This window comes from Staphylococcus sp. EG-SA-17 (genome assembly GCF_017151845.1).
Taxonomy (GTDB): Bacteria; Bacillota; Bacilli; order Staphylococcales; family Staphylococcaceae; genus Staphylococcus; species Staphylococcus aureus.
This window is the reverse complement of sequence record NZ_JACVZO010000008.1, coordinates 1-25,387: the sequence shown is the minus strand read 5'-3', so window position 1 is coordinate 25,387 and position 25,387 is coordinate 1. Positions and strand designations below refer to the sequence as shown.

General features: G+C 32.6%; 19 protein-coding genes and 3 pseudogenes. 17 read left to right on the top strand and 5 right to left on the bottom strand.

Going from position 1 to position 25,387, the window contains the following annotated elements; genetic code table 11:
- Positions 1-149: 149 nt before the first annotated feature.
- The 3 genes from IDG65_RS05465 to IDG65_RS05455 all read right to left on the bottom strand — a co-directional run bounded on the left by IDG65_RS05465 (position 150) and on the right by IDG65_RS05455 (position 4,018).
- On the bottom strand, positions 150-2,114 hold the full coding sequence (locus tag IDG65_RS05465; RefSeq protein ID WP_000192182.1) for a fructose-1,6-bisphosphatase: 1,965 nt from the start codon (positions 2,112-2,114) through the stop codon (positions 150-152).
- Between the two features lie 436 nt (positions 2,115-2,550).
- Positions 2,551-3,321, bottom strand: a complete 771-nt coding sequence (locus tag IDG65_RS05460) for an ABC transporter permease (RefSeq protein ID WP_000536961.1) — start codon at positions 3,319-3,321, stop codon at positions 2,551-2,553.
- Position 3,322: 1 nt separating this feature from the next.
- Positions 3,323-4,018 carry an ABC transporter ATP-binding protein gene (locus IDG65_RS05455; protein ID WP_000382904.1) on the bottom strand — a complete coding sequence of 232 codons (696 nt, stop codon included), beginning with the start codon at positions 4,016-4,018 and terminating at the stop codon, positions 3,323-3,325.
- Between the two features lie 413 nt (positions 4,019-4,431).
- Here IDG65_RS05455 and IDG65_RS05450 point away from each other — a divergent pair.
- The 3 genes and pseudogenes from IDG65_RS05450 to IDG65_RS05440 form a co-directional block, all read left to right on the top strand.
- A pseudogene (locus IDG65_RS05450) lies at positions 4,432-4,752 on the top strand (MarR family winged helix-turn-helix transcriptional regulator); the annotation flags it as partial.
- Positions 4,745-5,908 (top strand): MFS transporter, encoded by a 1,164-nt coding sequence (locus tag IDG65_RS05445; RefSeq protein WP_000185193.1) that lies wholly within the window; start codon positions 4,745-4,747, stop codon positions 5,906-5,908. The pseudogene IDG65_RS05450 and the gene IDG65_RS05445, both read left to right, overlap by 8 nt.
- Positions 5,898-5,997 (top strand): annotated as a pseudogene (locus IDG65_RS05440) (hypothetical protein). The gene IDG65_RS05445 and the pseudogene IDG65_RS05440 overlap by 11 nt, the downstream one beginning before the upstream one ends.
- A gap of 8 nt (positions 5,998-6,005) precedes the next feature.
- Here the strand turns inward: IDG65_RS05440 and uptA are convergent.
- On the bottom strand, positions 6,006-6,617 hold the full coding sequence (gene uptA / locus IDG65_RS05435) for an undecaprenyl phosphate transporter UptA (protein WP_000435042.1): 612 nt from the start codon (positions 6,615-6,617) through the stop codon (positions 6,006-6,008).
- Positions 6,618-7,163: 546 nt separating this feature from the next.
- On the opposite strand from uptA, the gene IDG65_RS05430 reads away from it, so the two are divergent.
- The 12 genes and pseudogenes from IDG65_RS05430 (at position 7,164) to galU (ending at position 22,028) form a co-directional block, all read left to right on the top strand.
- Complete coding sequence (locus IDG65_RS05430) at positions 7,164-8,441, top strand: pyruvate MFS transporter (RefSeq protein WP_000660709.1); 1,278 nt, start codon at positions 7,164-7,166, stop codon at positions 8,439-8,441.
- 194 nt (positions 8,442-8,635) lie between these two features.
- Positions 8,636-8,839, top strand: a complete 204-nt coding sequence (locus tag IDG65_RS14790; protein WP_001670187.1) for a hypothetical protein — start codon at positions 8,636-8,638, stop codon at positions 8,837-8,839.
- A gap of 511 nt (positions 8,840-9,350) precedes the next feature.
- The gene (locus IDG65_RS05425) at positions 9,351-11,174 is read left to right on the top strand and encodes an FUSC family protein (protein ID WP_000586385.1); all 1,824 of its coding nucleotides are present in this window, start codon (positions 9,351-9,353) and stop codon (positions 11,172-11,174) included.
- A gap of 138 nt (positions 11,175-11,312) precedes the next feature.
- The gene (locus IDG65_RS05420; RefSeq protein WP_001117047.1) at positions 11,313-11,729 is read left to right on the top strand and encodes a DUF2188 domain-containing protein; all 417 of its coding nucleotides are present in this window, start codon (positions 11,313-11,315) and stop codon (positions 11,727-11,729) included.
- Positions 11,730-11,958: 229 nt separating this feature from the next.
- Positions 11,959-12,651, top strand: a complete 693-nt coding sequence (locus IDG65_RS05415) for a GTP pyrophosphokinase (protein WP_000289136.1) — start codon at positions 11,959-11,961, stop codon at positions 12,649-12,651.
- A 164-nt stretch (positions 12,652-12,815) separates the two neighbouring features.
- Positions 12,816-13,580 carry a MerR family transcriptional regulator gene (locus IDG65_RS05410; RefSeq protein WP_000074017.1) on the top strand — a complete coding sequence of 255 codons (765 nt, stop codon included), beginning with the start codon at positions 12,816-12,818 and terminating at the stop codon, positions 13,578-13,580.
- Positions 13,581-13,733: 153 nt separating this feature from the next.
- A complete protein-coding gene (locus IDG65_RS05405) occupies positions 13,734-14,414 on the top strand; it encodes a GntR family transcriptional regulator (protein WP_000990133.1) in 681 nt (226 codons plus the stop codon).
- A gap of 23 nt (positions 14,415-14,437) precedes the next feature.
- The gene (gene gntK / locus IDG65_RS05400) at positions 14,438-15,991 is read left to right on the top strand and encodes a gluconokinase (protein WP_000876635.1); all 1,554 of its coding nucleotides are present in this window, start codon (positions 14,438-14,440) and stop codon (positions 15,989-15,991) included.
- Between the two features lie 116 nt (positions 15,992-16,107).
- A complete protein-coding gene (locus tag IDG65_RS05395; protein WP_000481425.1) occupies positions 16,108-17,466 on the top strand; it encodes a gluconate:H+ symporter in 1,359 nt (452 codons plus the stop codon).
- A gap of 382 nt (positions 17,467-17,848) precedes the next feature.
- A pseudogene (locus tag IDG65_RS05390) lies at positions 17,849-17,951 on the top strand (hypothetical protein).
- Entirely contained in the window at positions 17,935-20,982 is a 3,048-nt protein-coding gene (gene fnbA / locus IDG65_RS05385) for a fibronectin-binding protein FnbA (RefSeq protein WP_052997684.1), read from the top strand. Before IDG65_RS05390 ends, fnbA begins: the two are co-directional and overlap by 17 nt.
- 179 nt (positions 20,983-21,161) lie before the next feature.
- Positions 21,162-22,028, top strand: a complete 867-nt coding sequence (gene galU, locus IDG65_RS05380) for a UTP--glucose-1-phosphate uridylyltransferase GalU (protein WP_000721337.1) — start codon at positions 21,162-21,164, stop codon at positions 22,026-22,028.
- A gap of 211 nt (positions 22,029-22,239) precedes the next feature.
- Here the strand turns inward: galU and sarU are convergent, their stop codons facing one another.
- Positions 22,240-22,983, bottom strand: a complete 744-nt coding sequence (gene sarU / locus IDG65_RS05375) for an HTH-type transcriptional regulator SarU (protein WP_000386367.1) — start codon at positions 22,981-22,983, stop codon at positions 22,240-22,242.
- A 323-nt stretch (positions 22,984-23,306) separates the two neighbouring features.
- Between sarU and sarT the strand changes: the two genes are divergently transcribed.
- Positions 23,307-23,663 carry an HTH-type transcriptional regulator SarT gene (gene sarT, locus IDG65_RS05370; protein WP_000998872.1) on the top strand — a complete coding sequence of 119 codons (357 nt, stop codon included), beginning with the start codon at positions 23,307-23,309 and terminating at the stop codon, positions 23,661-23,663.
- 306 nt (positions 23,664-23,969) lie between these two features.
- Positions 23,970-25,387, top strand: a 1,418-nt coding sequence (locus tag IDG65_RS05365; protein ID WP_041498128.1) for a YSIRK-type signal peptide-containing protein, incomplete at its 3' end; no start/stop codon positions are given.

Genomic DNA, 25,387 nt, shown 5'->3' with positions numbered 1-25,387 from the left:
GCATAGATACACCAATCCCCTCACTACTCGCAATAGTGAGGGGATTTTTCGGTGTAGTTAGGTCGACTATTTACCATCGCGTTTGCGTAGCCAATGCGTAAACAAAGTACCATTAAGTAAGTGCACGATGCATGCACCAAATGTCGTCTTTAGTCTAAGTAACGATCATGCATTAACATTTTCAAAATATCTATTTGAGCTTGAAGCTCTTTACCTTTATTTGTATTACGGATTTTTTTACGTTGCAATTCTTTATCAACAATCCGTTTAATTGACAGTTCGTCGATACCTTCGGAAAGAATTTTTTCTTTTGCGTTAAATTGTTGATGTGCAACGAGTTGCATTCCGAATGAATTATACAACAATGTATAACCTGCAATGCCAGTTGTTGACTGATAAGCTTTTGAAAAGCCGCCATCAATGACAAGCATTTTTCCATCAGCCTTGATAGGATCTTCGCCATTAATTTCTTTCACTGGTGTGTGACCATTAATAATGCGTCCTTCATCTGGATTTAATCCAAAATCACTGAGCATTTTACGAACCATATTCACATCTTCACGTAGATGATAGTACGGGTTTTTTTCTTCTTTATGAGAAGCTTTATCTGCAATAAAATATCGCTCAAACGTAGTCATCGCACGTTTACCAAATAGTGAAGAATATTTCCCAGTCCATAAATACCAAACTAAATCAGTGGATAAGTCATCAGTATTTTCTTTTTCATCAAATGATTTACGGACATGATATTCAAACACATCTAATAACTCTTGGCCACTGTATGTCTGACCATCAATTTCGAATGATTCCATCTCACCATTTTCATCAACTGGAATACAACCATGAATGAGTAAATTGCCATTATAAGGTAAGTAAAGTGAGCCTTTACGCATCAAGAAAGACATATGACGACGTAATTTTTCAGATTGCTGGAATGACAATAATAGTTTATTCATGACTTCTTCTTCTTCAGGTAGTAATTCTGCTGGGTTATCACGGTTAACAGTTTGGAAGCATGTATCTTTTAATGGATATGTTTTTCCGTATACTGTTATTTCATTAGTATCGTAATTAACTTTTTCAAGTACAAGTCGTTCGTCCATTTCAAAGTTTGGACGGCGCTTAATAACCGGTATTTCCAGTTTGAATTGAATCATCGCAATAGCTTGATGAATTTTAGTAATCTGACTTTCTTCGCGTTGTGTTAAACGTTCATGTTTATCAGGTCTTTTTTTAGGTTTAAAAGCAGGATTATCTGCATCATAGTATTTTTCGGCTAATGTTAGCAAAGGTCTTAAATTAATACCGTAAGCATCTTCAACGATATCTAGATTGTCATAACGTGCACAAATACGTAGTAAATTAGCTAAACATACTTTAGACCCTGCATAAGCACCAACCCATAGCACATCATGATTACCCCATTGAATATCCAGAGAATGATAATTAATCAGCGTGTCCATGATTTTATCTGGTTGCGGGCCACGATCATAAATATCGCCGACAACGTGTAAATGATCGACGACTAAGCGTTGTACAGAATACGCAAGCCCTATAATTAAATCATCCGCTTGCTTAAGCTCAATCACTTGATTTACAAGTGTTTCGTAGTAAGATTTTTTATTTTTGAATTCGTTGTTTTTATATAATAACTCTTCTACGATGAAAACGTATTGCTCCGGCAAGGCACGTCGAAGTTTTGAACGCGTATATTTTGAAGAACAATATTTAATTAGCTGAATGAGATGTTCAATCGTCGTAATATACCAAACATTTAATTGTCCGTAATTTTGAAAATCGCATTTAATAAGCTGCAATTTGTCTTCTGGATAGTAAACAAGGGCAGTCAAATCGTTAAGTTCTTTCGTTGATAACTTGTCTTTGAAAATATCATTGATTTTCGCTCGCACGTTCCCAGAACCGTTGCGTAATACGTGTTGGAAAGCTTCATATTCACCATGTAAATCGCTGACGAAATGCTCCGTACCTTTAGGCAATTCTAGAATAGATTCTAAATTAATAATTTCAGTCGCAAGCTTTTCTGGAGTATCGAAATGTTGAGATAATAAATCCAAATATTTCTTTTTTAATTCTCTTTCAGTAATTTGAGTCATTGTGTGTCACTCCTGTAGTATATTTCAATCATTGGTTTGTAAAATTAATACGCTTACAATGATTATCAAGAAAACGTTAACATTTTTCAATAAGTATGCTTGAATTGATAAAAATAGAGTAAACATATTGTGAATTTTAGTGTTGAGAATCTATGGTTGTATCATTCATATTAGTAGCGTTGAAGTGTACCCGCATAAATGTGAAGTGATAAAGTTGTTGAAGCAGAGTTGAAATAGCTTGGCAGAGATACGATTATCGTATAAGTGAGCATATTTTGTACATTACAAGTGGGGGGATTCTGGAATATATAAAAGATAGAATGAGTGGTATGCTGACATATCAAAAATCCCCGCACCATTATGGTGAAGGGATTTGAAAATGATTTTGAATTACGATGGAATCTGTGTGTATTTATTCATCTAATACTTTAAGTTACTAAATATTTTTCTTCTTGAAAATAAATACTACAAGTATTAAGAAAATAGAAATATAAGCAATATTACCAATAAACAATTCATGAAGTTCTAATTTTGTCGACTTACTAAAGCCTTTTTCAACTGTTTGAAGCATAATATTCATCATATTAATAGGATTCCACTTTAGCCAGTCTATTTTTTCTAAAAGTGCCGTTTGAATAACTGCTAAAATAGAACTTGCAAAATAAAAAACAATACCTACAGCAATGGCTACACCCGTTGAATTTGTTGCAGATGATAATAGCAACGTTAAGCTTAAAACTAACCAAACGCCAACAAATGTGCCTAAACTAACTAATAATAATTGATTCAATAAAGATAATTGATTACCGCTACTTTCAAATATATTTAAATCATTAAAGAATAAAGACCCAATAACAATTGAAGCAATAATTGTAATAACAAAATAAATTAAAGAAATAATAAATAATGTGATGATTTTGCTAACAATCATAGTTGTTCTTGAATATTCACGATAGAGTAAATTTTTAATCGTACCGTAATGAAATTCCATTGAAATGATTGTACTTGCTTGAATAATTAATAAAAATGCAAACCATGAAAAACCATTATAAGCAGATGTAAAAGATTCCTGTGGCGTAAAAATTTCATTGTATTTTGTAGCGATATAACCTTGAGCAACCATTAGTAGAATAAAGACAATAGGTGCGATAAAAGTTGATTTCTTTTTAAATAATTTGAAACATTCTTGTTTAATTAAAGTTCCCATTTTATGCTTGATCCTCCCTTTCTATGATTTCTAGTAATACATTTTCTAAATCATTATCTTTAAATTGTTTAAGTTCTTCTTCCGATGTTTCTGTAACAATTTTACCTTTGTTAATAATAAGGATAGAGTTTGTGATTTTAACTAACTCACTTAAAATATGACTCGAAATTAAGAAAGTGACACCTTCTTGCGCTTTTTGTACAATCAATTCACGTACATCTCGCACAGCTTTTGGATCTAAGCCGTTCATTGGTTCATCTAAGATAATGAATTGAGGTTTATTTAAAAATGCTATAGCAATTCCTAATTTTTGTTTCATACCAAGAGAATACGTTTTAGCTTTTTTATGAATGTATTCATCCATATGAAGTTGTGAGACAATTTTATCGATATCTTGAGTGTTTTTTGATTCGTTCAATAACTTCAAGTTTTCATATCCAGACATAAAAGGATATATTCCTGGATTTTCAATCAATGCACCGATATTGCTTTTGCTGTCCTTGCTGTTAATAACATTAAAATTCCCGCTTTGGAAACTAGAGTAACCTAATATAACTTTCATTAAAGTTGTTTTACCTGCACCATTCGCTCCAACAAGACCAACTATTTGTCCGCGTTTCAGCTTAAATGATACATCTTCGAGAATCGTTTTGTTGCCTATCTTCTTTGTTAAATGTTCTATTGTTAAAACATCCATATCACTATCTCCTTTGCTATTAAATAATCTGAATCTTAAGATTTTATATATAAAATTAATTTTATCACATAGCAAGTGTTATAAAAATATGGATTTAAAAAACTTAAATAATATAAAATATAAATATTAATATGAGTATTTTTGCAGCATGCAAATGGCATTGCTACATTTATTAAAATGCGCAATTTGTTATGAGTGACTTTTTTGAATAGAAGGCATATTACAGTGACGAAAACAGTTTGTGTGGAAGACAGGGAAAATTCTGCTTATTTAAAATGATAGTTTGTATTATAGATGGATTTGTGAGGTGGGTTTGCGGAATAAATGGTGCATAACTAAGTAAATATATGTTAATTACAACAATATTTGACAAAAATGGGAGTGACAACAATAATATAGTTAACCGGTTAACTAATGATAAAGTGAATAATAAATTTTTGTCTGAAATGTTAAATGTATCAAAACCAGCAATTACTAAATCGATAAAAAAACTTTTAGCGAAAGGCTTAGTAGTTGAATCGCACAATGAATTTAACAAAAGAGAAGTTAATTATTCATTAACACAAGAAGGAAAAAAATTATCTTATATACATGATGAATTACATGAAAAAGCGGTAAAAAAATATGAAGAAGTACTTAAAGTCTTTGATAATGATGAAATGGCAGTTATTGTAGAGTTTTTAAACCGTAGTATAGAAGAATTAAAAAAAGAAGAAGATGGTTTAAATGACTAATAGTAATATCAGATTATATATTCTAGGATTTTTAGCATTTTTCGCATCATTGATTCAAAACATATACACGCCTATTATTCCGAGACTATATGACGATTTTCAAGTACCACTATTTTGGATAAATGCGACAGTTGGCGGTTTTATATTTATCGTTGCAGTTATGCAAATTGTACTTGGTAGAAGTATAGATTCTCGTGATTCGAAAAAAGTACTTTTAACGGGATTGGGAATAGTAATCATATCTAGCTTTATTTGTGCAATGACACATAACTTTATATTATTTGCTATATCAAGGTTATTTCAAGCAATTGGTTGCGGAATTATTCCTCTCGTGACTTTAACTTTATTAGCCAAACTAAGTACAGATAATGGTAGAGCTCAAGCTATGGCGAACTATCAAATATTTTTATCATGTGCGCCAGCTTTGGCACCAATCCTAGGGAGTACTTTAGGTGCAAGATGGGATTATATTGGTATTTTTAGTTTTTTGCTTGTTATATCTATCGTATTATTTCTGATTATCTTTTTTATTGATATTCCAAATGTTGAAAAAGGGATTGTAAAATTAACTGAAAAAATTGAAGAAAAATATTTGATCGATAAAGTGTTTATTACTTTAGTGACATTGGGATTTTTAATATTTTTGACGTACTTTTCAATATTAGTTTATTTACCGACATTATTAAATAATACCTATGATATAGGCGTTGGAATATCAGGAGTTTTGTTTTTACCTATTACTGTTAGTGTTATATTAGGAAGTTTATTTTATAAACGATTGTCAAAAAAATATAATGAAATAATGATACTTCGTGTTACTATAACTGGATTTGCTATATTTACATTATTGTTTGGATGGTTAAACGAATCAAATGTAATTATATTATCAGTAATTATATTTATATTAGGTACTTGTGTTGGTATTGTGCCAGCTTTGCTGTCTACTATAATTTCTAAAAGGTTTGAACATATAAAAGGAAAAGTGTTAGGTGTATTTAACTTTGTGAGATATATTGGAATGACTGTCGGCGCATTATTAATTGGTATCATTTCTCACTCATTGGTACCATTTTATTTCACAACTGTAACTATCATGTTAATAATAATATTTCTTTATATAAAGATAGGTGACTTTCAGCTAAAGTTTGCCAAATAAACTTAAAAAAGCAGTGAATCATTTCAATAGATGGAATGATTTTACTGCTTTTTGTGTATAGAAATTTAAAATTCATGCCTTTATACTAACAACAATATTATTTTACTCTTTTACGTTTGCCGATGTAACGTATAGCAAAGTAAATGACTGCGATAATGATGATAACATACATAATACGTGAATATGTATGAAGACCAGTCATCAACATACCAAAGCTATCGCTCAAAGTGCGTCCTAGTAAAATTAAACCGAAATTCCAAATTGTTGTACCTATTAATGAAATAACGGTAAATGTCACAACATTCATGCGGTTTACACCGGCTGGAATGGTAATCAATACACGTAATACAGGTATGAAACGACAGATAAATACAGCCCATACGCCATACTTTTTAAACCAATCATTTGCTCTCTTTAAATCCTTACTTTTCAATTTAATCCACTTACCGTGTCGATCAATAAAACGATATAGACGTTCTTCTGAAATCAAACGACAGATATAATATAAAATTAACAGCCCTATAAACGATGCGATGGTTGCAATAATAAATAAGGTTAAAATTGATAAATGTGATTTAACAGACATAAGGCCAGCAAATGTCAGAATAATTTCCGATGGTACGATAGGTAAAACATTTTCTAATAAAATTAATATAAAAATGGCTGCATACCCAAAACGACTAATAAATTCAGTGATAATTTGTTCCATTATTAAAAATAAGCTCCTTTAATTTTCAGCAATTGCAGACAAATAGAAACTGGATAAATTCAAATGAATAATGAATGATGTCGTATGCGATGTTGAAACAAGCATTTGTCTTAAAATGTATTATAAGCAATAAATCAAAAAATTGCTTGCTATAAGTACGAAAAGTCAACAAATGATCATCTAAATAACAGGCGCTGCACAATGAATGAGCAATGTAGTTTTATGCAATTTAAAATGAATGTCAAATATGTAAGAAAGCCTGCAATATACGTTTTAAAACACTAGCATTGCAGTATTTTTAATTAACAAATGATAGGCTACTATGTAACTAAAAGTTCCTTTATATCGTTTTAATAGCAAAAGTTAAGCGGAATTTAATAAAATTTTTATAGATTCTATTGTAAACGCTTTCCATGTCTGATAATATTATAAAAAATAACTTTGGTACAATTTTGTGACAAAGTAGGGGTGGACATGCCAGATGTCCGAAAATTTTAACGTTTCAGGGTAAGTTTTAAAAAATTAATTAGGGAAGTAGGAATAGTTATGAAGGAAAAACGAACTAACGTAAGGTGGATGTTCGCGCTTGCGTTCTTCTTTATTGGGGTTATTGCGTATATGGATAGAGCAAACATTTCATATATCGCTAAGCAAATGATGGATGATTTAGGGATGACAAAGCCACAATTTGGTTTATTGGCATCATTCTTCTCTCTAGGTTATGCATTAATGCAAGTACCATCGGGGATGTTGGCTGAAAAATTCGGTCCACGTAAGATGATTACAATTGCATTAGTTTGGTGGAGTGCATTTACAATCTTAACGGGTATGATTAAGAACCACGGTTTAATTTATTTAGTGAGATTCTTATTTGGTGTAGGTGAGGCGCCAATGTACCCTTCTAATGCTGTGTTTAACTCATTTTGGTTCTCTAAAAATGAAAAAGGTAGAGCATCAAGTGCATTATTAGCAGGATCATATTTCGGACCTGTATTAGCACCAATAGTTACAATTGCTATTGTTAACGCATTTAACTGGCAAGCAGTATTTTACATTTTTGGTGCAGTAGGTATTTTAATGGCTGTATTATGGGCGATTATTGCCAAAGACTTACCTGAGCAACATAGAATGGTTAATGAAGCGGAGAAACGTTTCATTATGGAAAATCGTGATATCGTAGCTACTGAAAAGTCATCACCACCATGGAATGATTTCTTTAAGCGTTTTAGCTTCTATGCAATTGCAATTCAATACTTTGTTGTACAATTTATCATTACATTATTCTTAATTTGGTTACCGACGTATTTAACAGAAGTATTCCACGTTAACTTTAAAGAAATGAGCATTAGTTCATTACCTTGGTTATTAATGTTCTTCTTAATCTTATCAGCAGGTGCAATTTCTGACCGTGTATTAGGATTAGGTCGTTCAAAATTCGTAGCTAGAGGTGTAATTGCAATCGCAGGATTTATTGTGTTTGCAGTTTCAATTATCTTTGCTGTACGTACAGGAAATTTATATGTAAGTATTTTCTGGTTATCACTAGGTCTTGGTGGTATCGGTATTTCAATGGGTATGAGTTGGGCTGCAGCAACTGACTTAGGACGTAACTTCTCTGGTACAGTATCAGGGTGGATGAACTTATGGGGTAATATAGGTGCATTAATCAGTCCGCTATTAGCAGGTCTATTCGTAGAACATTTGGGTTGGACAATGACATTCCAATTGTTAATCGTTCCAGCAGTAATCGCTGTGATTATGTGGTTCTATGTGAAACCAGATCAACCTTTAATTGTTAGTGATGATAAAGCAATAGAAAAATAATTTAAACAAGCAGTAAGCTTTCACATTGTTGGGGCTTATTGCTTTTTTTACGTTGAAATTGAAACTTTTTAAAACAGATATGGTTTAAGATGAAAGAGAAGTTATTAAAATGATGTATGTAAAGAAATAAAGTTTTAAAACATTAGTCAGGTAACGCTTATAAAAGTACATATAAATTTTAGGAGGTTATAAATATGAAGGAAAACTTAGAGAAATATATTAGAAGTTTGCCTCTTATAGGTCTAATTATAAGTATTTTTTTAATTAGTTTATTCTTCTTAATTTATCGAGTAGAAGGAAATTTTTGTGTAATCATTTTGTACTGCTTACTGCCATTATTTGTAAATACGTCACTATATATATTATACGTAAGCATCTTTCGATATTTTAAAAAATGAACTGACATCGAATGTCATTTTAAATAACGAATATAGGAACTATTCAAGCTTATGAAGCAAATATGTTTTATAAACTTTCTTAAATTTACTATAGTTTGGATCTTGAACCCTAGGAATAATATGAAGTAAATAGACACTAAGTCTATGTGAATGTTTTTCTAACCCTAAATGTATAATTCGCTAAAATAATTTCAACATGTCACAAATAAATTTTAACTAGCGCAAAGGTGGGCGACCAAAGGTTCAACGATGTTAAATAACATTAGAAATTAATTTTAATTGGACTTTAAAAGTTTTTAAATTTAGATAATTGAGCATAAGGTGTTATAATGACATATGTTGCGTAATTAAAATTTATAGCAACAAATTCATTTTAACTATGCTAATAAAAAGATTATGGAAATATTTTGACAAGGAAAGGAGAAGTCGAAATGACATCTTTTTGACATCACTCATAAAAATCAATCGACTTAACTTAGACTTTTATAAAGGTGTAAGACAGGGACTGTTAATGATTATTCCCGCAATAATCGGTTACTTATGTGGTAATTTCCAATTTGGATTATTAGTTGCAACCGGAACACTAGCCCATATTTATGTTTTTAAAGGTCCGTCGCGATCTAAGCTGCGAACTGTAATAATTTGTAATTTAGCGTTTGCAATATGTATGATGCTTGGTACGCTAACAGCCAAAACGCCACTCGTTTTTGGAATGACATTATTAATTGTTACGGTTATACCATTTTATATATTTACTGCCTTAAAAATAGCTGGACCGTCATCGACATTCTTCATTGTGACATTCAGTCTACCCATTAACTTACCTATAGCTCCCGAAGAAGCATTATATAGAGGCTTTGCGATTTTAGTAGGCGGTATACTTGCCACTATGATGGTGTTAATCACGATCGTATTTTCTAAAAACAAAGCTGAAGAACAAGCAATTCAAAATGATTTTAAACTCATATCTAAGTTGTTACACACTTATAATGATAAATCTGCATTTTTACAAGTAGCAAAAACAGCGGTGGATAATTTTAAAGCATCTGATAAATTATTAATCACTTCTACTTCAAGTAACGATAAATTAAGTAGACGTTTCCAAAAATTATTATTATTACACACATCTGCCCAAGGGATTTATTCTGAACTGTTAGAGTTGAACGCTAAACAAATTCGACCATTGCCAGATGAGTTAATTGAAATGATGGATCATATCATTGCACAACTAGATAATAGTGAGGAAAATGTAAGATATTGGCGAAAAGAAGTGACAGTAACAGAGGAATTTCAAAATTTATTCAACCATATATTGAAAATTGATGAAATGGTGCATGCAAATGAAGCGCGTATTGCGTATGAAGCAGACATGCGAAAACCTTTATATAGTAAACGCATTTATCAAAATTTAACATTAGACTCTATTGTTTTTAGAAATACATTGAGATATACAGCGATTATGATGATAGCGATATTTATTGCGTTAATGTTTGATTTTGAAAAAGCATACTGGATACCGTTATCTGCACATACAATATTACTAGGAACATCAACTATACATGCAATCGAGAGAGGTATGGCACGAGGTTTAGGTACTATTTTAGGTGTGTTAGTACTTTCAGTCATATTGTTGTTTTCAATACCAACACCTGTTGCAGTAATTTTAATGGGCATTGCAGCATTGTTTACTGAAGCATTGGTGGGAGCAAATTATGCGATTGCAGTAGTTTTTATTACAATACAAGTTATTTTAATGAATGGATTAGCATCACAGAATTTAACAATTAACATTGCGTTTCCAAGAGTTATTGACGTTGCAATGGGTATTGTGATTGCAATCATAGGTTTATTTGTCCTTGGACAACGTACCGCATCCGCATTGCTTCCTAATGTAATGGCTGAAGTTGTTCGTAAAGAAGCAACGCTCTTCCATTATTTGTTTTCTGAAAACCAATATAAAGATGATGTGTATCAGAAAAACACGGCTATGAACCTATCTGTGAAATTAAATAACATGACGCAAGTTTATAATGCAGCTAATGGTGAATTATTTAGTGATAAGACATTGATTCAAAATTATTATCCTAGCTTATTCGCATTAGAAGAAATTAGCTTTATGTTAAATAGAGCCATGGCTAATGAAGATAGACTTACAATAAATGAACAATTAATGGGCGAGTATTTAGCAACATTTGAAAACATCGCTAAGCATTTAGAATTAAATACAGAATTAGAAATAAAGATATTACCAGATTTACCACAGTATAATTATATTCAATCAGCAATGATGAATATTCAACACAATAGTTTTTGTGAGAGAGACAAGAACGTTTAAAATAAAATATTTATCAGGTCAGACTAACGTTTGTCTGAAGTTATTATGACGGGAGTCTAAAAAATTGTGTTTAATATGTTTCATTTTATAATTATGGTGGTATATAACATGAATTATAACATATTGGAGGTTAAGGAAATGCCCTTTACAATGAAAGGTTACCCCGAAAAATGGAAAGATTTTGAAGTAATTAAACGGCAAAAAGCGATAGAAATTGCGAATGCAATGTTAAAAGAAGGATATCTTGAAAAAGATGTTGTTCCTATTGCGGCGAAAAAAGCGAAAGATTGGTATCGAGCGTTATCGAAAGAAGAAATCAAAGCATTAGAAGAAGAGAACTTCGTACAATTCCATACAGCAACAATGGAAAAAACAGAGGTGGATAGTGAATATGCAACAACTGATAATGAAGAACATATTCAAGAACAATCAAATCAAGATAAATCGTACTTTGATAGCGAATCAATTGGCAACCAAAGTGGTGGCGTTCGACAAAGAGAACCGCTTATGGATGGTCCACATCCAAAAGTTGTGGAATCATTTAAAGACGTATAACATCTCTATCAATTAAACACTTGTACCTATATAACGGTAACAGGTGTTTTTTGCGTTAAATCATTTTAAAATTACTTCCTATAATTGAAGGTTTTGATACATAATTCGAATTGTTTGAGTTTCTTTGTGCTGTTTCAGTATCAGCCCAAAGTTCGATAGTGTATTAGTATTATCTTAATAAAATGTTAGGTACAATAAAGATGATTATATATCGGAGGTTAGTATAAAAATGTATGTAGATCGAAAACCATCACTATATTTAGAGGATTTGCGACATGATTTTAAAAATAGTTTAAGTAAATTTGAAAATGGTGATGAAGCATTTGATACGTTATTAGGTTTCGTAGAGTTAGATCATATTTATTCGTCAGCACTAAAGGAAATAAGCACTAAACTGAGTATTTTAGACGATAATTTCAATCACATTTATAAACACAACCCTATACATCATATGGAGCGACGTGTGAAAGAAATGCGCAGTTTAATAGAAAAGCTTAATCGTAAAGGATTACAGATTAGCGCAGAAACTGCCAAAGAACATATACTGGATATTGCCGGAATTCGCGTAGTATGTAATTACTTAGATGATATTTATTTGATTGAAGAGATGTTGCTTAAACAAGAAGACGTACAATTGATAAAACGTAAAGATTATATTCAGCACCCTAAAGAAAATGGTTACCGCAGTTTACATATCGTTGTATCCATTCCAGTCTTTTTAGCAGAACGCGTTGAGGTATTGCCTGTTGAAATTCAAATTAGAACGATAGGTATGGATATGTGGGCAAGTTTAGAACATAAAATACGTTATAAAAACAATGCAGAGACGGAAAAGTATCGAGATTTACTGAAAGAATGTGCGACAGAGATTACTGAAGTTGAAGATAAATTACAACAAATTCATTCTGAAATAACAGAGTAGACGTTTAGTAGTAGTGTTGCTTAATTTGAGTGATTTTGTAAATCAACATGGTACGAAATCACAAAAATAAGACGCCTAGTATAATAAATTTCTTTAAAATGTAGAAAAAGTACTTGCTCGTGACGTCGGGTCATCAACTATGGTGATTGTAGGAGGTGGAATCTATGTCTAACTATTCGACTGGAGAACTCGCGAAATTATGCAATGTGACAACGCGAACGATTCAATATTATGATCGCAAAGGTATTTTGAAACCACAAGGATTTACAGAAGGAAAGCGTCGTGTGTATACAGAACAACAGCGACAAACATTAGAGTTAATCTTATTGCTTAAAGATTTAGGTTGTGCGTTAAGCGATATAGATATGTTGCTAAAAGGTGAAGGTACTTTGAAGACACTCAATACTTTACTAACTATGAAACAACAAGAAATTAATCAACAAGTCAAACAGCAACAAGCGGTATTAAACAAAATTAAAAATGTTCAATATTACGTAAATAAAGCGTCGACGTCTCCAATCACACATTTAAAAGACATAGAGCATGTCATGAGTAAATCAGCTGAAATGAAAAGTATTCGTCGTAACATTTGGATTAGTGCGGGTATTATAGGAATAATTCAATATTCTAGCATTATAAGTGCAATTTTGATGAAAAATAAATGGCCGTTTCTAATTGCGTTGCCGTTTATGATTGGATACGGCATTGGTGTTACTTTTTATTACCAACAAAAGGTTGCCTATTTATGTCCTAACTGCCAGCATATATTCTCACCATCTTTGTGGGCAGTTATCAAAGCGAAACATACAGCGACAACACGTCGATTCGAATGTCCGAACTGTCATGAAACGCATTATTGCATTGAAGTACCTAAAGCGCATATGAGTACAGAACAATTAGAAATATCCCGCATACAACATAACAATTAAATTATTCGTGTGATAGTGACCATTCCCTTTAAACTTACATCGAAAAGGGGTGGTCGCTATTTTAGTACGCGTAAAGAAAGCGCTTGCAAACGATTAAGAACTATATTAACATACTTGTATACAAGTATGTCGTGTAATGAAGGAGTGGCTTTGATGATGTATGGATATCCAGAGAAATGGTTGGAAGGTATGACAACTGGAGAAGGTATCGCGGCAGAATTACGCTTAGGTATTGTGAATGGTCACATAGCTGAAGGTACGTTACTCACTGAAAATCAAATGGCAAAGCAATTTAATGTGAGTCGTTCGCCAATTCGAGATGCATTTAAATTATTGCAACAAAATCAACTCATCCAATTAGAAAGAATGGGTGCACATGTGTTGCCGTTTGGGGAACAAGAAAAGAAAGAAATGTACGATTTGCGACTGATGCTAGAGTCTTTTGCATTTTCAAGAGTTAAAAATCAAGAGCGACTACCTATCGTAAAAGAAATGAAGAAACAACTTGAAATGATGAAAGTGGCAGTAAAATTTGAGGATGCAGAATCATTTACGAAGCATGACTTTGAATTTCATGAAACATTAATCAAAGCATCTAATCATCAATATTTAAACTCATTTTGGAGTCATTTAAAACCAGTAATGATGGCACTCGTTTTAACATCCATGCGACAACGTATGCAACAGAACCCGCAAGATTTTGAACGCATACATCATAATCATCAAGTGTTTATTGATGCAGTGGAACAATACGACAGTCAAATTTTGAAAGAAGCGTTTCACTTAAATTTCGACGATGTTGGTAAAGATATTGAAGGATTTTGGTTGAATTAAAATGAAAGAAAGAAGGATTTGTCATGAAATATATGATTGGTGTCGACATTGGAACGACGAGTACCAAGTCAGTCTTATATGATGACAATGGAACATTCATCATGAAACATCAAATCGGCTATGATTTACACACACCAAACGTTGATGTCTCAGAAGAAAACCCAGATGAATTATTTGATGCGGTATTAATGACTATTAAATATGTTATGAGAGAATCCAAAGTTAATAAAGATGATATTAAATTTGTGTCATTTAGTGCGCAAATGCATAGCTTGATTGCGATGGATCAGAAACATCAAAGATTAACAAATAATATTACTTGGGCAGATAACCGCGCTGCAAAATATGCAACAGTAATAAATGAAGTGCATGATGGCAATGCGATTTATCAGCGAACAGGTACGCCTATTCATCCTATGTCGCCTTTAGTGAAAATTTTTTGGATGAAACATGAATGGCAAGATGTATTTCAACGTACTGCTAAGTTTGCAGATATTAAAACATACATTTTCTATCATTTATTTGATACATATATCATTGATTATTCAATGGCTTCCGCAACAGGGATGTTTAATTTAGAAACATTAGATTGGGATGTTGGGGCATTAGAATTGCTTGGTATTTCCAAGGAAATGTTGCCGGAATTAGTGCCAACAACGTACGTAATGAAAGGCATGAAAGAACGTTATGCAACATTAATGGGGCTTAATGAAGATACACCGTTTGTTATTGGTGCGAGTGATGGGGTCCTTTCTAATTTGGGTGTCAATAGCGTTGGTAAAGGAGAAGTTGCTGTCACAATCGGTACATCTGGGGCGATTCGTACTGTGATAGATAAACCGCGTACTGATTACAAAGGTAGAATATTTTGTTATGTCTTAACAGAGGACCACTACGTCATCGGAGGTCCTGTAAATAATGGTGGTGTCGTATTGAGATGGTTGCGCGACGAGTTGCTAGCGAGTGAAGTCGAAACTGCGAAACGTCTCGGTGTTGATCCTTATGATGTCTTAACTCAAATTGCAAAGCGTGTTAAACCAGGTGCAGATGGTTTAATATTCCATCCCTATTTAGCTGGAGAACGTGCACCGCTTTGGAACGCAAATGCAAGAGGTTCATTCTTCGGTTTAACTTTATCTCATAAAAAAGAACATATGATTCGCGCTGCATTAGAAGGTGTTCTTTACAATTTGTATACCGTCTACCTTGCACTCATTGAAGTAATGAATGAAACGCCTAAGATGATAAAAGCAACAGGTGGTTTTGCGAAAAGTGAAGTATGGCGTCAAATGATGTCAGATATATTTGACACAGAGTTAGTGGTTCCTGAAAGCTATGAAAGTTCATGCTTAGGTGCCTGCGTGCTTGGACTTAAAGCTGTAGGTGACATTGAAGATTTTTCAATCGTTTCATCGATGGTCGGTGCTACAAATAATCATATGCCGTTTGAAGAAAATGTCGCTGTTTACCAAGAGCTCGTATCCATTTTTATCAATTTAAGTCGTTCTTTAACAGAGAATTATGAACAAATTGCAGATTTTCAACGCCAACATATGGCTGAAAATAAAACACAATAAATACGTCACTTAAGCATCTTAGATAAAGTTGTTGTGCCATGACTACTATATATTATGTGGAATACGTGCGCGACGACGGTGTTACATTCTATTGAAAAGAGAAAGAGGGGAATGTCATGTTTAACGAAATATGGCCGTTAATCAGTGTTGTTTTAGGTATCGTTATTTTATTAGTATTAATTATTGGGTTTAAATTAAATACATTTATTTCATTAATTATCACATCGATGATTACAGCGTTAATGCTAGGTATACCATTGACTAAAATTATGGAGACGATTGAGAAAGGGATGGGCAGTACGCTCGGCCACATTGCACTAATATTCGGTTTAGGTGCCATACTTGGGAAATTACTTGCTGATGGTGGTGGTGCAACTCGAATTGCAGACACGTTGATTCAAAAATTTGGTCAAAAACATGTACAATGGGCAATGCTTGTTGCAGCATTTATCGTCGGTATTGCATTGTTCTTTGAAGTAGGTTTAGTCTTACTGATTCCATTAGTATTTACAGTAGCAAAACGCGCAAATGTTTCAGTGTTAAAACTAGGACTACCTATGGTAACAGCTTTATCTGTGACACATGGCTTTTTACCACCACATCCAGGACCGGTAGTCATCGCAAAAGAATTAAAGGCAAATGTTGGAGATGTATTACTGTACGGTATGATTATTGCCATTCCAGTTACACTCATTGCAGGACCTATATTTAACAAAGTTGCACAAAAAATGATTCCGTCTGCGTATACACGAGAAGGCGATATTTCAGCGTTAGGTGCACAAAAAGAATTTACGGATCAAGAGATGCCAGGATTTGGTATGAGTTTATTAACTGCAACATTACCAGTCATATTAATGTTAGTGTCTACGATAACGCAACTTGTAACTGGGCACGACAAACCTACAAATCTATTTGAATCTATCATTTATATGATAGGAACAGCAGGGACAGCCATGCTAATAGCAGTATTATTTGCAATCGTTACGATGGGATTAATGAGAAAACGTAAGATGAATCATATTATGGAATCAGTGACGAATGCGATTTATCCAATCGGAATGATGTTATTGATTATTGGCGGTGGCGGTACATTTAAACAAGTATTAATTGACGGTGGTGTCGGAAATACAATTGCTAAAATGTTTGAAGGTACAGAGATGTCTCCAATTTTACTAGCATGGATTGTTGCAGCTGTGCTACGTATCGCATTAGGTTCGGCTACAGTAGCTGCGATTTCAACTACAGGTATTGTCTTACCATTATTACAATCATCAGATGTAAATGTTGCATTAGTTGTACTTGCGATAGGTGCAGGTAGTGTGATTTTGTCTCATGTAAATGACGCAGGATTTTGGATGTTTAAAGAATATTTTGGTTTAACTGTAAAAGAAACATTCTTAACATGGTCATTATTAGAAACGATTATTTCCGTTTCAGGTATCATCTTCATTCTATTCATCAGCTTATTTGTTTAACTAAATATTAAGTAAACGTGTTTTAAGGTAATTGCAATATATTGCCTTGAAACACGTTTATTTTTATGCAGAAAATCGTCTGAAATAGTCAGAATCCGAACGATATAAAAAGTATATTGGGGATTTTAGTGTAATGAAAGGCGTTTCAAGACATGTTTTTGTGCGTATTGTACAGGCGATAATTATGAAACGCTTAGTATATTGTTTTAAATTAGATAATGATGAATTTAATTTGAAAAATAAGTATAAAAAATACAAGCCTTGTGTGACAAGGGTTTATTATGACTTGAATACAATTTATAGGTATATTTCAAATAATAAAATTATCAATTAACATAAAATTAATGACAATCTTAACTTTTCATTAACTCGCTTTTTTGTATTGCTTTTAAAAACCGAACAATATAGACTTGCATTTATTAAGTTTAAAAAAATTAATGAATTTTGCATTTAAAGGGAGATATTATAGTGAAAAACAATCTTAGGTACGGCATTAGAAAACATAAATTGGGAGCAGCATCAGTATTCTTAGGAACAATGATCGTTGTTGGGATGGGACAAGATAAAGAAGCTGCAGCATCAGAACAAAAGACAACTACAGTAGAAGAAAATGGGAATTCAGCTACTGAAAATAAAGTAAACGAAACACAAACAACTACAACTAACGTTAATACTATAGATGAAACACAATCATACAGCGCAACAGCAACAGAACAACCGTCAAACGCAACACAAGTAACAACTGAAGAAGCACCAAAAGCAGTACAAGCACCACAAACTGCACAACCAGCAAATTTAGAAACAGTTAAAGAAGAGGTAGTTAAGGAAGAAGCGAAACCTCAAGTTAAGGAAACAACACAATCTCAAGACAATAGCGGAGATCAAAGACAAGTAGATTTAACACCTAAAAAGGCCACACAAAATCAAGTCGCAGAAACACAAGTTGAAGTGGCACAGCCAAGAACGGCATCAGAAAGTAAACCACGTGTGACAAGATCAGCAGACGTAGTTGAAGCTAAGGAAGCTAGTGACGAGAAAGTGGAAACGGGTACAGATGTGACAAGTAAAGTTACAGTAGAAAGTGGTTCTATTGAGGCACCTCAAGGAAATAAAGTAGAGCCACATGCTGGTCAACGTGTCGTATTGAAATACAAATTGAAATTCGCAGATGGATTAAAAAGAGGAGATTATTTTGATTTTACATTATCAAATAATGTAAATACTTATGGGGTTTCAACAGCTAGAAAGGTACCAGAGATTAAAAATGGCTCAGTTGTAATGGCTACAGGTGAGATCTTAGGGAATGGTAACATAAGATATACATTTACTAACGAAATTGAACACAAGGTAGAGGTAACAGCTAATTTAGAAATCAACTTATTTATTGACCCTAAAACTGTACAAAGCAATGGAGAACAAAAGATTACTTCTAAATTAAATGGTGAAGAAACAGAAAAAACAATACCAGTTGTTTATAATCCAGGTGTTAGCAATAGTTATACAAATGTAAATGGATCAATTGAAACATTTAATAAAGAATCTAATAAATTTACACATATAGCTTATATTAAGCCAATGAATGGAAACCAGTCAAACACTGTATCAGTAACAGGGACGTTGACTGAAGGTAGTAATTTAGCTGGTGGACAACCTACTGTTAAAGTATATGAATATCTAGGGAAAAAAGATGAATTGCCACAAAGTGTTTATGCAAATACATCAGATACTAACAAATTCAAAGATGTAACAAAGGAAATGAATGGAAAATTGAGTGTGCAAGACAATGGTAGTTACTCATTGAATTTAGATAAGTTGGATAAAACGTATGTCATTCATTATACAGGTGAATATTTGCAAGGGTCAGATCAGGTTAATTTTAGAACTGAATTATATGGGTATCCAGAACGAGCATATAAATCTTACTATGTTTATGGGGGATATCGTTTAACTTGGGATAATGGTTTAGTTTTATATAGCAATAAAGCTGACGGCAATGGTAAAAATGGACAAATTATTCAAAATAATGATTTTGAATATAAAGAAGATACTGCAAAAGGAACTATGAGCGGGCAGTACGATGCCAAGCAAATTATTGAAACAGAAGAAAATCAAGACAATACACCGCTTGACATTGATTACCACACAGCTATAGATGGTGAGGGTGGTTATGTTGATGGGTATATTGAAACAATAGAAGAAACGGATTCATCAGCTATTGATATCGATTACCATACTGCTGTGGATAGTGAAGCGGGTCACGTTGGAGGATACACTGAGTCCTCTGAGGAATCAAATCCAATTGACTTTGAAGAATCGACACATGAAAATTCAAAACATCACGCTGATGTTGTTGAATATGAAGAGGATACAAATCCAGGTGGTGGTCAGGTTACTACTGAGTCTAACTTAGTTGAATTTGACGAAGAGTCTACAAAAGGTATTGTAACTGGCGCAGTGAGCGATCATACAACAATTGAAGATACGAAAGAATATACGACTGAAAGTAATCTGATTGAACTAGTGGATGAACTACCAGAAGAACATGGTCAAGCTCAAGGTCCAATCGAGGAAATCACTGAAAACAATCATCATATTTCTCATTCTGGTTTAGGAACTGAAAATGGTCACGGTAATTATGGCGTGATTGAAGAAATCGAAGAAAATAGTCATGTTGATATTAAGAGTGAATTAGGTTATGAAGGTGGCCAAAATAGCGGTAACCAGTCATTCGAGGAAGACACAGAAGAAGACAAACCTAAATATGAACAAGGTGGCAATATCGTAGATATCGATTTCGACAGTGTACCTCAAATCCAAGGTCAAAATAATGGTAACCAGTCATTCGAAGAAGATACAGAGAAAGACAAACCTAAGTATGAACAAGGTGGTAATATCATTGATATCGACTTCGACAGTGTGCCACAAATTCATGGATTCAATAAGCACACTGAAATTATTGAAGAAGATACAAACAAAGATAAACCAAATTATCAATTCGGTGGACACAACAGTGTTGATTTTGAAGAAGATACACTTCCAAAAGTAAGCGGTCAAAATGAAGGTCAGCAAACGATTGAAGAAGATACAACGCCGCCAACACCACCGACACCAGAAGTACCAAGTGAGCCGGAAACACCAACACCACCGACTCCGGAAGTACCAAGTGAGCCGGAAACACCAACACCACCGACACCAGAAGTGCCGAGTGAGCCAGAAACACCAACACCGCCAACACCAGAGGTACCAGCTGAACCTGGTAAACCAGTACCACCCGCAAAAGAAGAACCTAAAAAGCCTTCTAAACCAGTGGAACAAGGTAAAGTAGTAACACCTGTTATTGAAATCAATGAAAAGGTTAAAGCAGTGGCACCAACTAAAAAAGCACAATCTAAGAAATCTGAACTACCTGAAACAGGTGGAGAAGAATCAACAAACAAAGGTATACTGTTCGGAGGATTGTTTAGTATTTTAGGATTTGCATTATTACGCAGAAATAAAAAGAATCACAAAGCATAATCAATCTAAAATTGACAGGTTTATTTCATAAATTATATGAAGTAAGCCTGTTTTTTAAAATTAAATCAAATTTCCCAAGAAATAATTACATACTTAATGACACTATGAAGGCGTTCTAATTAGTGTTAAAATGACGTTGATACATAGATTTAATACTTAGGAAAAGGAGCACATTAACTTTGAAAAAAATAAAAAAGGCAATCATTCCCGCTGCTGGTTTAGGGACTAGATTTTTACCAGCAACTAAAGCGATGCCAAAGGAAATGCTTCCTATCTTAGATAAACCCACAATACAATATATCGTTGAAGAAGCTGCAAGAGCTGGAATTGAAGATATTATTATAGTGACAGGTCGCCACAAACGCGCGATTGAAGATCATTTTGATAGTCAAAAAGAATTAGAAATGGTGTTAAAAGAAAAAGGTAAATCTGAGTTACTAGAAAAAGTTCAGTATTCAACAGAACTTGCGAATATTTTTTATGTAAGGCAGAAAGAACAAAAAGGTTTAGGGCATGCGATTAGTTCTGCGCGTCAATTTATCGGCAATGAACCATTTGCGGTATTATTAGGTGACGATATTGTTGAATCTGAAGTGCCAGCAGTGAAACAGTTGATTGACGTTTATGAAGAAACAGGGCACTCAGTTATAGGTGTCCAAGAAGTTCCGGAAGCAGATACTCATCGTTATGGGATTATTGACCCATTAACTAAAAACGGACGTCAGTATGAAGTGAAAAAGTTTGTTGAAAAGCCAGCACAAGGTACGGCACCATCAAACCTAGCTATTATGGGACGTTATGTATTAACGCCTGAAATTTTCGATTATTTAAAAACGCAAAAAGAAGGCGCAGGTAACGAAATTCAGTTAACAGATGCGATTGAACGTATGAATAATGATAACCAAGTGTATGCATATGACTTCGAAGGCGAACGTTATGACGTTGGAGAAAAATTAGGCTTCGTTAAAACAACGATAGAATATGCATTGAAAGATGACAGTATGCGAGAAGAATTAACACGATTTATTAAAGAATTAGGGTTATAACATTAAAAAGCATGATACTCAATAAAATTGGAACACGAAATTGTGAACTAAATTGAATGAGTGTCATGCTTAATTTATGTGTTGTGATATATAGTAGGGTATTGAAATAATATAAAAACAAAAGAAAGTTAATTATGTATTTTTATTTATACTAAATTGAGAAGTATTATGATTGCTTATTTATTTTATCAAGAGGTAAATCTGTTTAAATTTAAAAGAAAAATTTTCTTGGTTTGAGAATCTTGGAAGTATCTGTGAATATGCTTTTAATAGTGTTATATTGTATTTTATTTATTTTGATTAACACAATCCTTTCATCTGCAAGGGATCGTTCTTTGATTAGCATACCTTTATTATTTAATCTATTAACTGACCTAACAATTTGAGGATACATAAATCTAATACTTTCAAACAAATCTTTTAAATTTAGTATCTCATTTTTTCGAGATGATATTACATATAAGATAGATAAATCAAGAAATGTTAAATTAAATCGATATTTTAAAAAATCTTTTGAGTACATAATGTTCATAAAAAGTATAAAAAATTCTTTGCTATATTTTGGAGCCCATTGATATTTTATGTAGTCTCTTTCCTTATTAAATCCTTTAATTATTTTATCTAACTCATTAATAACACAAGCAATCTTTTTACGTTGTATTGGAGTAACTGAAACAAAAATACGGCGTTCATCTGCTTCGTTTCTAGACTTATTTATAAATCCTTTTTTAGATAGTGACTTAATGTTCTTTACAACATCAGATTGTTTGTAAAGTATGTCACCAATGATTTCTTTTAGTGAAATACTGTGTTCATTTTTGTAATAAAAATATGCTAATATCAACAATTCTTTTAATGATAATTTATATTGTTGCTTTAACTCTTGAGTGAGAAAAAATATGTACGCTTCTACATTTATGAATTTATTGACCTTTTCGAAAGTTTGATAGTCCACCTTACATTCTCCTACTATTTTCTGATGTCCCAATACTTTATATTATTTAAAGTAATATAAAAGCAATCTCTTTTGAAGACATGTTAACCTAAATATTTTTATATATAATATATATAAAATATAAATAACTAAAAATCACGGAATAACAAATGACAAATTCATTTATTATCCAAAAATAAAAACAATTGAACAAAATCAAAATATAGTGTTATGATTCATTTGTGTTTATAGCTAGCACCACAAACTAAATATATTTGGAGTTATTACTAGTTAAAGACAAATATTATTTGACGTGACAATTAAAAGTAAGGGATGAAGACTTGATGAATGATTTGAAAAGCAAGAGCAATATTAAATTAATGAAAAGAGTATTAACTACATATGAGCTGCGTAAATATTTAAAAAAATATTTTTGTCTTACATTAGATAATTATTTAGTATTAGCATATTTAGATGTATTTAAAAATGATGAAGGTAAATATTTTATGAGAGACATTATAAGTTATATCGGTATAGACCAATCTAGAATTGTTAAAAGCGTAAAAGAATTATCAAAAAAGGGTTACTTGAATAAATGTAGAGACCCACATGATAGTAGAAATGTAATCATTGTTGTTTCTGTAAAACAACACAATTATATTAAAAATCTTTTGAGTGAAATAAATATTAATGAAACATAAAGTATGTTTCGAGATTTTAATATCTTGGTGCAGTTAAATGTATTTTTAAATGCGTTAAGGTATTTTTTATTTTAGAAATTCAATGCTATTGAGTTGATGGGTTTTTCCAACAGATAAGAATGAATTATTCATTGAAAACTAAAAATAATAATTTTATTTGTAGATTGTTTTAAGTGTTTCAATATATATAAAATAATTTTATAAAGATAAGTGTTATATTCCATTGTGCAACTCCTATTGTATTTGTAAAATTACATGTAAATTCACTGTAAGTAAAGTGGAAAATATGGAAAAAGGAGTATGCAAATGAGAGATAAGAAAGGACCGGTAAATAAAAGAGTAGATTTTCTATCAAATAAATTGAATAAATATTCAATAAGAAAATTTACAGTTGGAACAGCATCTATTTTAATTGGCTCACTAATGTATTTGGGAACTCAACAAGAGGCAGAAGCAGCTGAAAACAATATTGAGAATCCAACTACATTAAAAGATAATGTCCAATCAAAAGAAGTGAAGATTGAAGAAGTAACAAACAAAGACACTGCACCACAGGGTGTAGAAGCTAAATCTGAAGTAATTTCAAACAAAGACACAATCGAACATGAACCATCAGTAAAAGCTGAAGATATATCAAAAAAGGAGGATACACCAAAAGAAGTAGCTGATGTTGCTGAAGTTCAGCCGAAATCGTCAGTCACTCATAACGCAGAGACACCTAAGGTTAGAAAAGCTCGTTCTGTTGATGAAGGCTCTTTTGATATTACAAGAGATTCTAAAAATGTAGTTGAATCTACCCCAATTACAATTCAAGGTAAAGAACATTTTGAAGGTTACGGAAGTGTTGATATACAAAGCAATCCAGAGGATCTAAAGGTATCTGAAGTCACTCGTTTCAATAATAAAAGTATTGGAAAAAACGAATTGACAGGAGCATTACAATTAAAGAATAAAGTTTCTTTTAAAAATGACTTTGAGTTTAACATTAGAGTAGCTAATAATCATCAATCGGTAACAACTGGCGCTGATGGATGGGGGTTCTTATTTAGTAAAGGTGACGGTAACGAATATTTACAAAAGGGAGGTATATTAGGTCCCAAAGGAATGGAAAATTCAGCAGGATTTAAAATTGATACAGGGTATAATTTTAAAGATCCCATGGATAAAGAAGAGAAACAGGCAGGACAAGGATTTAAAGGGTATGGTACGTTTGTAAAAACAGGTGCTGATGGAACTACAGCAAAGGTTGGAACAAACATACCAACAAGAGGTAAAGCGGATAATTCATTCCAATATGCAGATAATTCTATTGATACAACAGATGGAAAATTCCATGGTCAATTACTTAATAATTTAAAATTAGCGTACAATGAAAAATCGGGGATAATGAGAGCCGAATATGCTGGTAAAATTTGGGAAGCTAATATATCAGATTTGGGATTGGATAAATCTGAAGCATATAACTTTTTAATTACTTCTAGTCAAAGACAGGGAACATCTCAAGGTGTATATGCAAATGGTTGGATGAGAACAGATTTAAATAACTCAACATTTAAACTAACGCCTAATCTAGTTAATAAAACAGAAACAAAAACAGTAGAGATACCGTTCGAGACAAAACGTGAATTTAATCCGAAGTTACAACCTGGTGAAGAGCGAGTGAAACAAGAAGGACAACCAGGAAGTAAGACAATCACAACACCAATCACAGTGAACCCATTAAC

What these genes read in the sequence shown, in the direction of transcription:
- IDG65_RS14790 (WP_001670187.1), top strand. Translation starts at nt 8,636, where the DNA reads ATGAAGGAAAACTTAGAGAAATATATTAGAAGTTTGCCTCTTATAGGT.
- IDG65_RS05425 (WP_000586385.1), top strand. Translation starts at nt 9,351, where the DNA reads ATGATTATTCCCGCAATAATCGGTTACTTATGTGGTAATTTCCAATTT.
- IDG65_RS05420 (WP_001117047.1), top strand. Translation starts at nt 11,313, where the DNA reads ATGCCCTTTACAATGAAAGGTTACCCCGAAAAATGGAAAGATTTTGAA.
- uptA (WP_000435042.1), bottom strand. Translation starts at nt 6,617, where the DNA reads ATGGAACAAATTATCACTGAATTTATTAGTCGTTTTGGGTATGCAGCC.
- IDG65_RS05465 (WP_000192182.1), bottom strand. Translation starts at nt 2,114, where the DNA reads ATGACTCAAATTACTGAAAGAGAATTAAAAAAGAAATATTTGGATTTA.
- sarT (WP_000998872.1), top strand. Translation starts at nt 23,307, where the DNA reads ATGAATGATTTGAAAAGCAAGAGCAATATTAAATTAATGAAAAGAGTA.
- IDG65_RS05445 (WP_000185193.1), top strand. Translation starts at nt 4,745, where the DNA reads ATGACTAATAGTAATATCAGATTATATATTCTAGGATTTTTAGCATTT.
- IDG65_RS05405 (WP_000990133.1), top strand. Translation starts at nt 13,734, where the DNA reads ATGATGTATGGATATCCAGAGAAATGGTTGGAAGGTATGACAACTGGA.
- IDG65_RS05455 (WP_000382904.1), bottom strand. Translation starts at nt 4,018, where the DNA reads ATGGATGTTTTAACAATAGAACATTTAACAAAGAAGATAGGCAACAAA.
- IDG65_RS05460 (WP_000536961.1), bottom strand. Translation starts at nt 3,321, where the DNA reads ATGGGAACTTTAATTAAACAAGAATGTTTCAAATTATTTAAAAAGAAA.
- IDG65_RS05395 (WP_000481425.1), top strand. Translation starts at nt 16,108, where the DNA reads ATGTTTAACGAAATATGGCCGTTAATCAGTGTTGTTTTAGGTATCGTT.
- gntK (WP_000876635.1), top strand. Translation starts at nt 14,438, where the DNA reads ATGAAATATATGATTGGTGTCGACATTGGAACGACGAGTACCAAGTCA.
- IDG65_RS05410 (WP_000074017.1), top strand. Translation starts at nt 12,816, where the DNA reads ATGTCTAACTATTCGACTGGAGAACTCGCGAAATTATGCAATGTGACA.
- IDG65_RS05415 (WP_000289136.1), top strand. Translation starts at nt 11,959, where the DNA reads ATGTATGTAGATCGAAAACCATCACTATATTTAGAGGATTTGCGACAT.
- IDG65_RS05430 (WP_000660709.1), top strand. Translation starts at nt 7,164, where the DNA reads ATGAAGGAAAAACGAACTAACGTAAGGTGGATGTTCGCGCTTGCGTTC.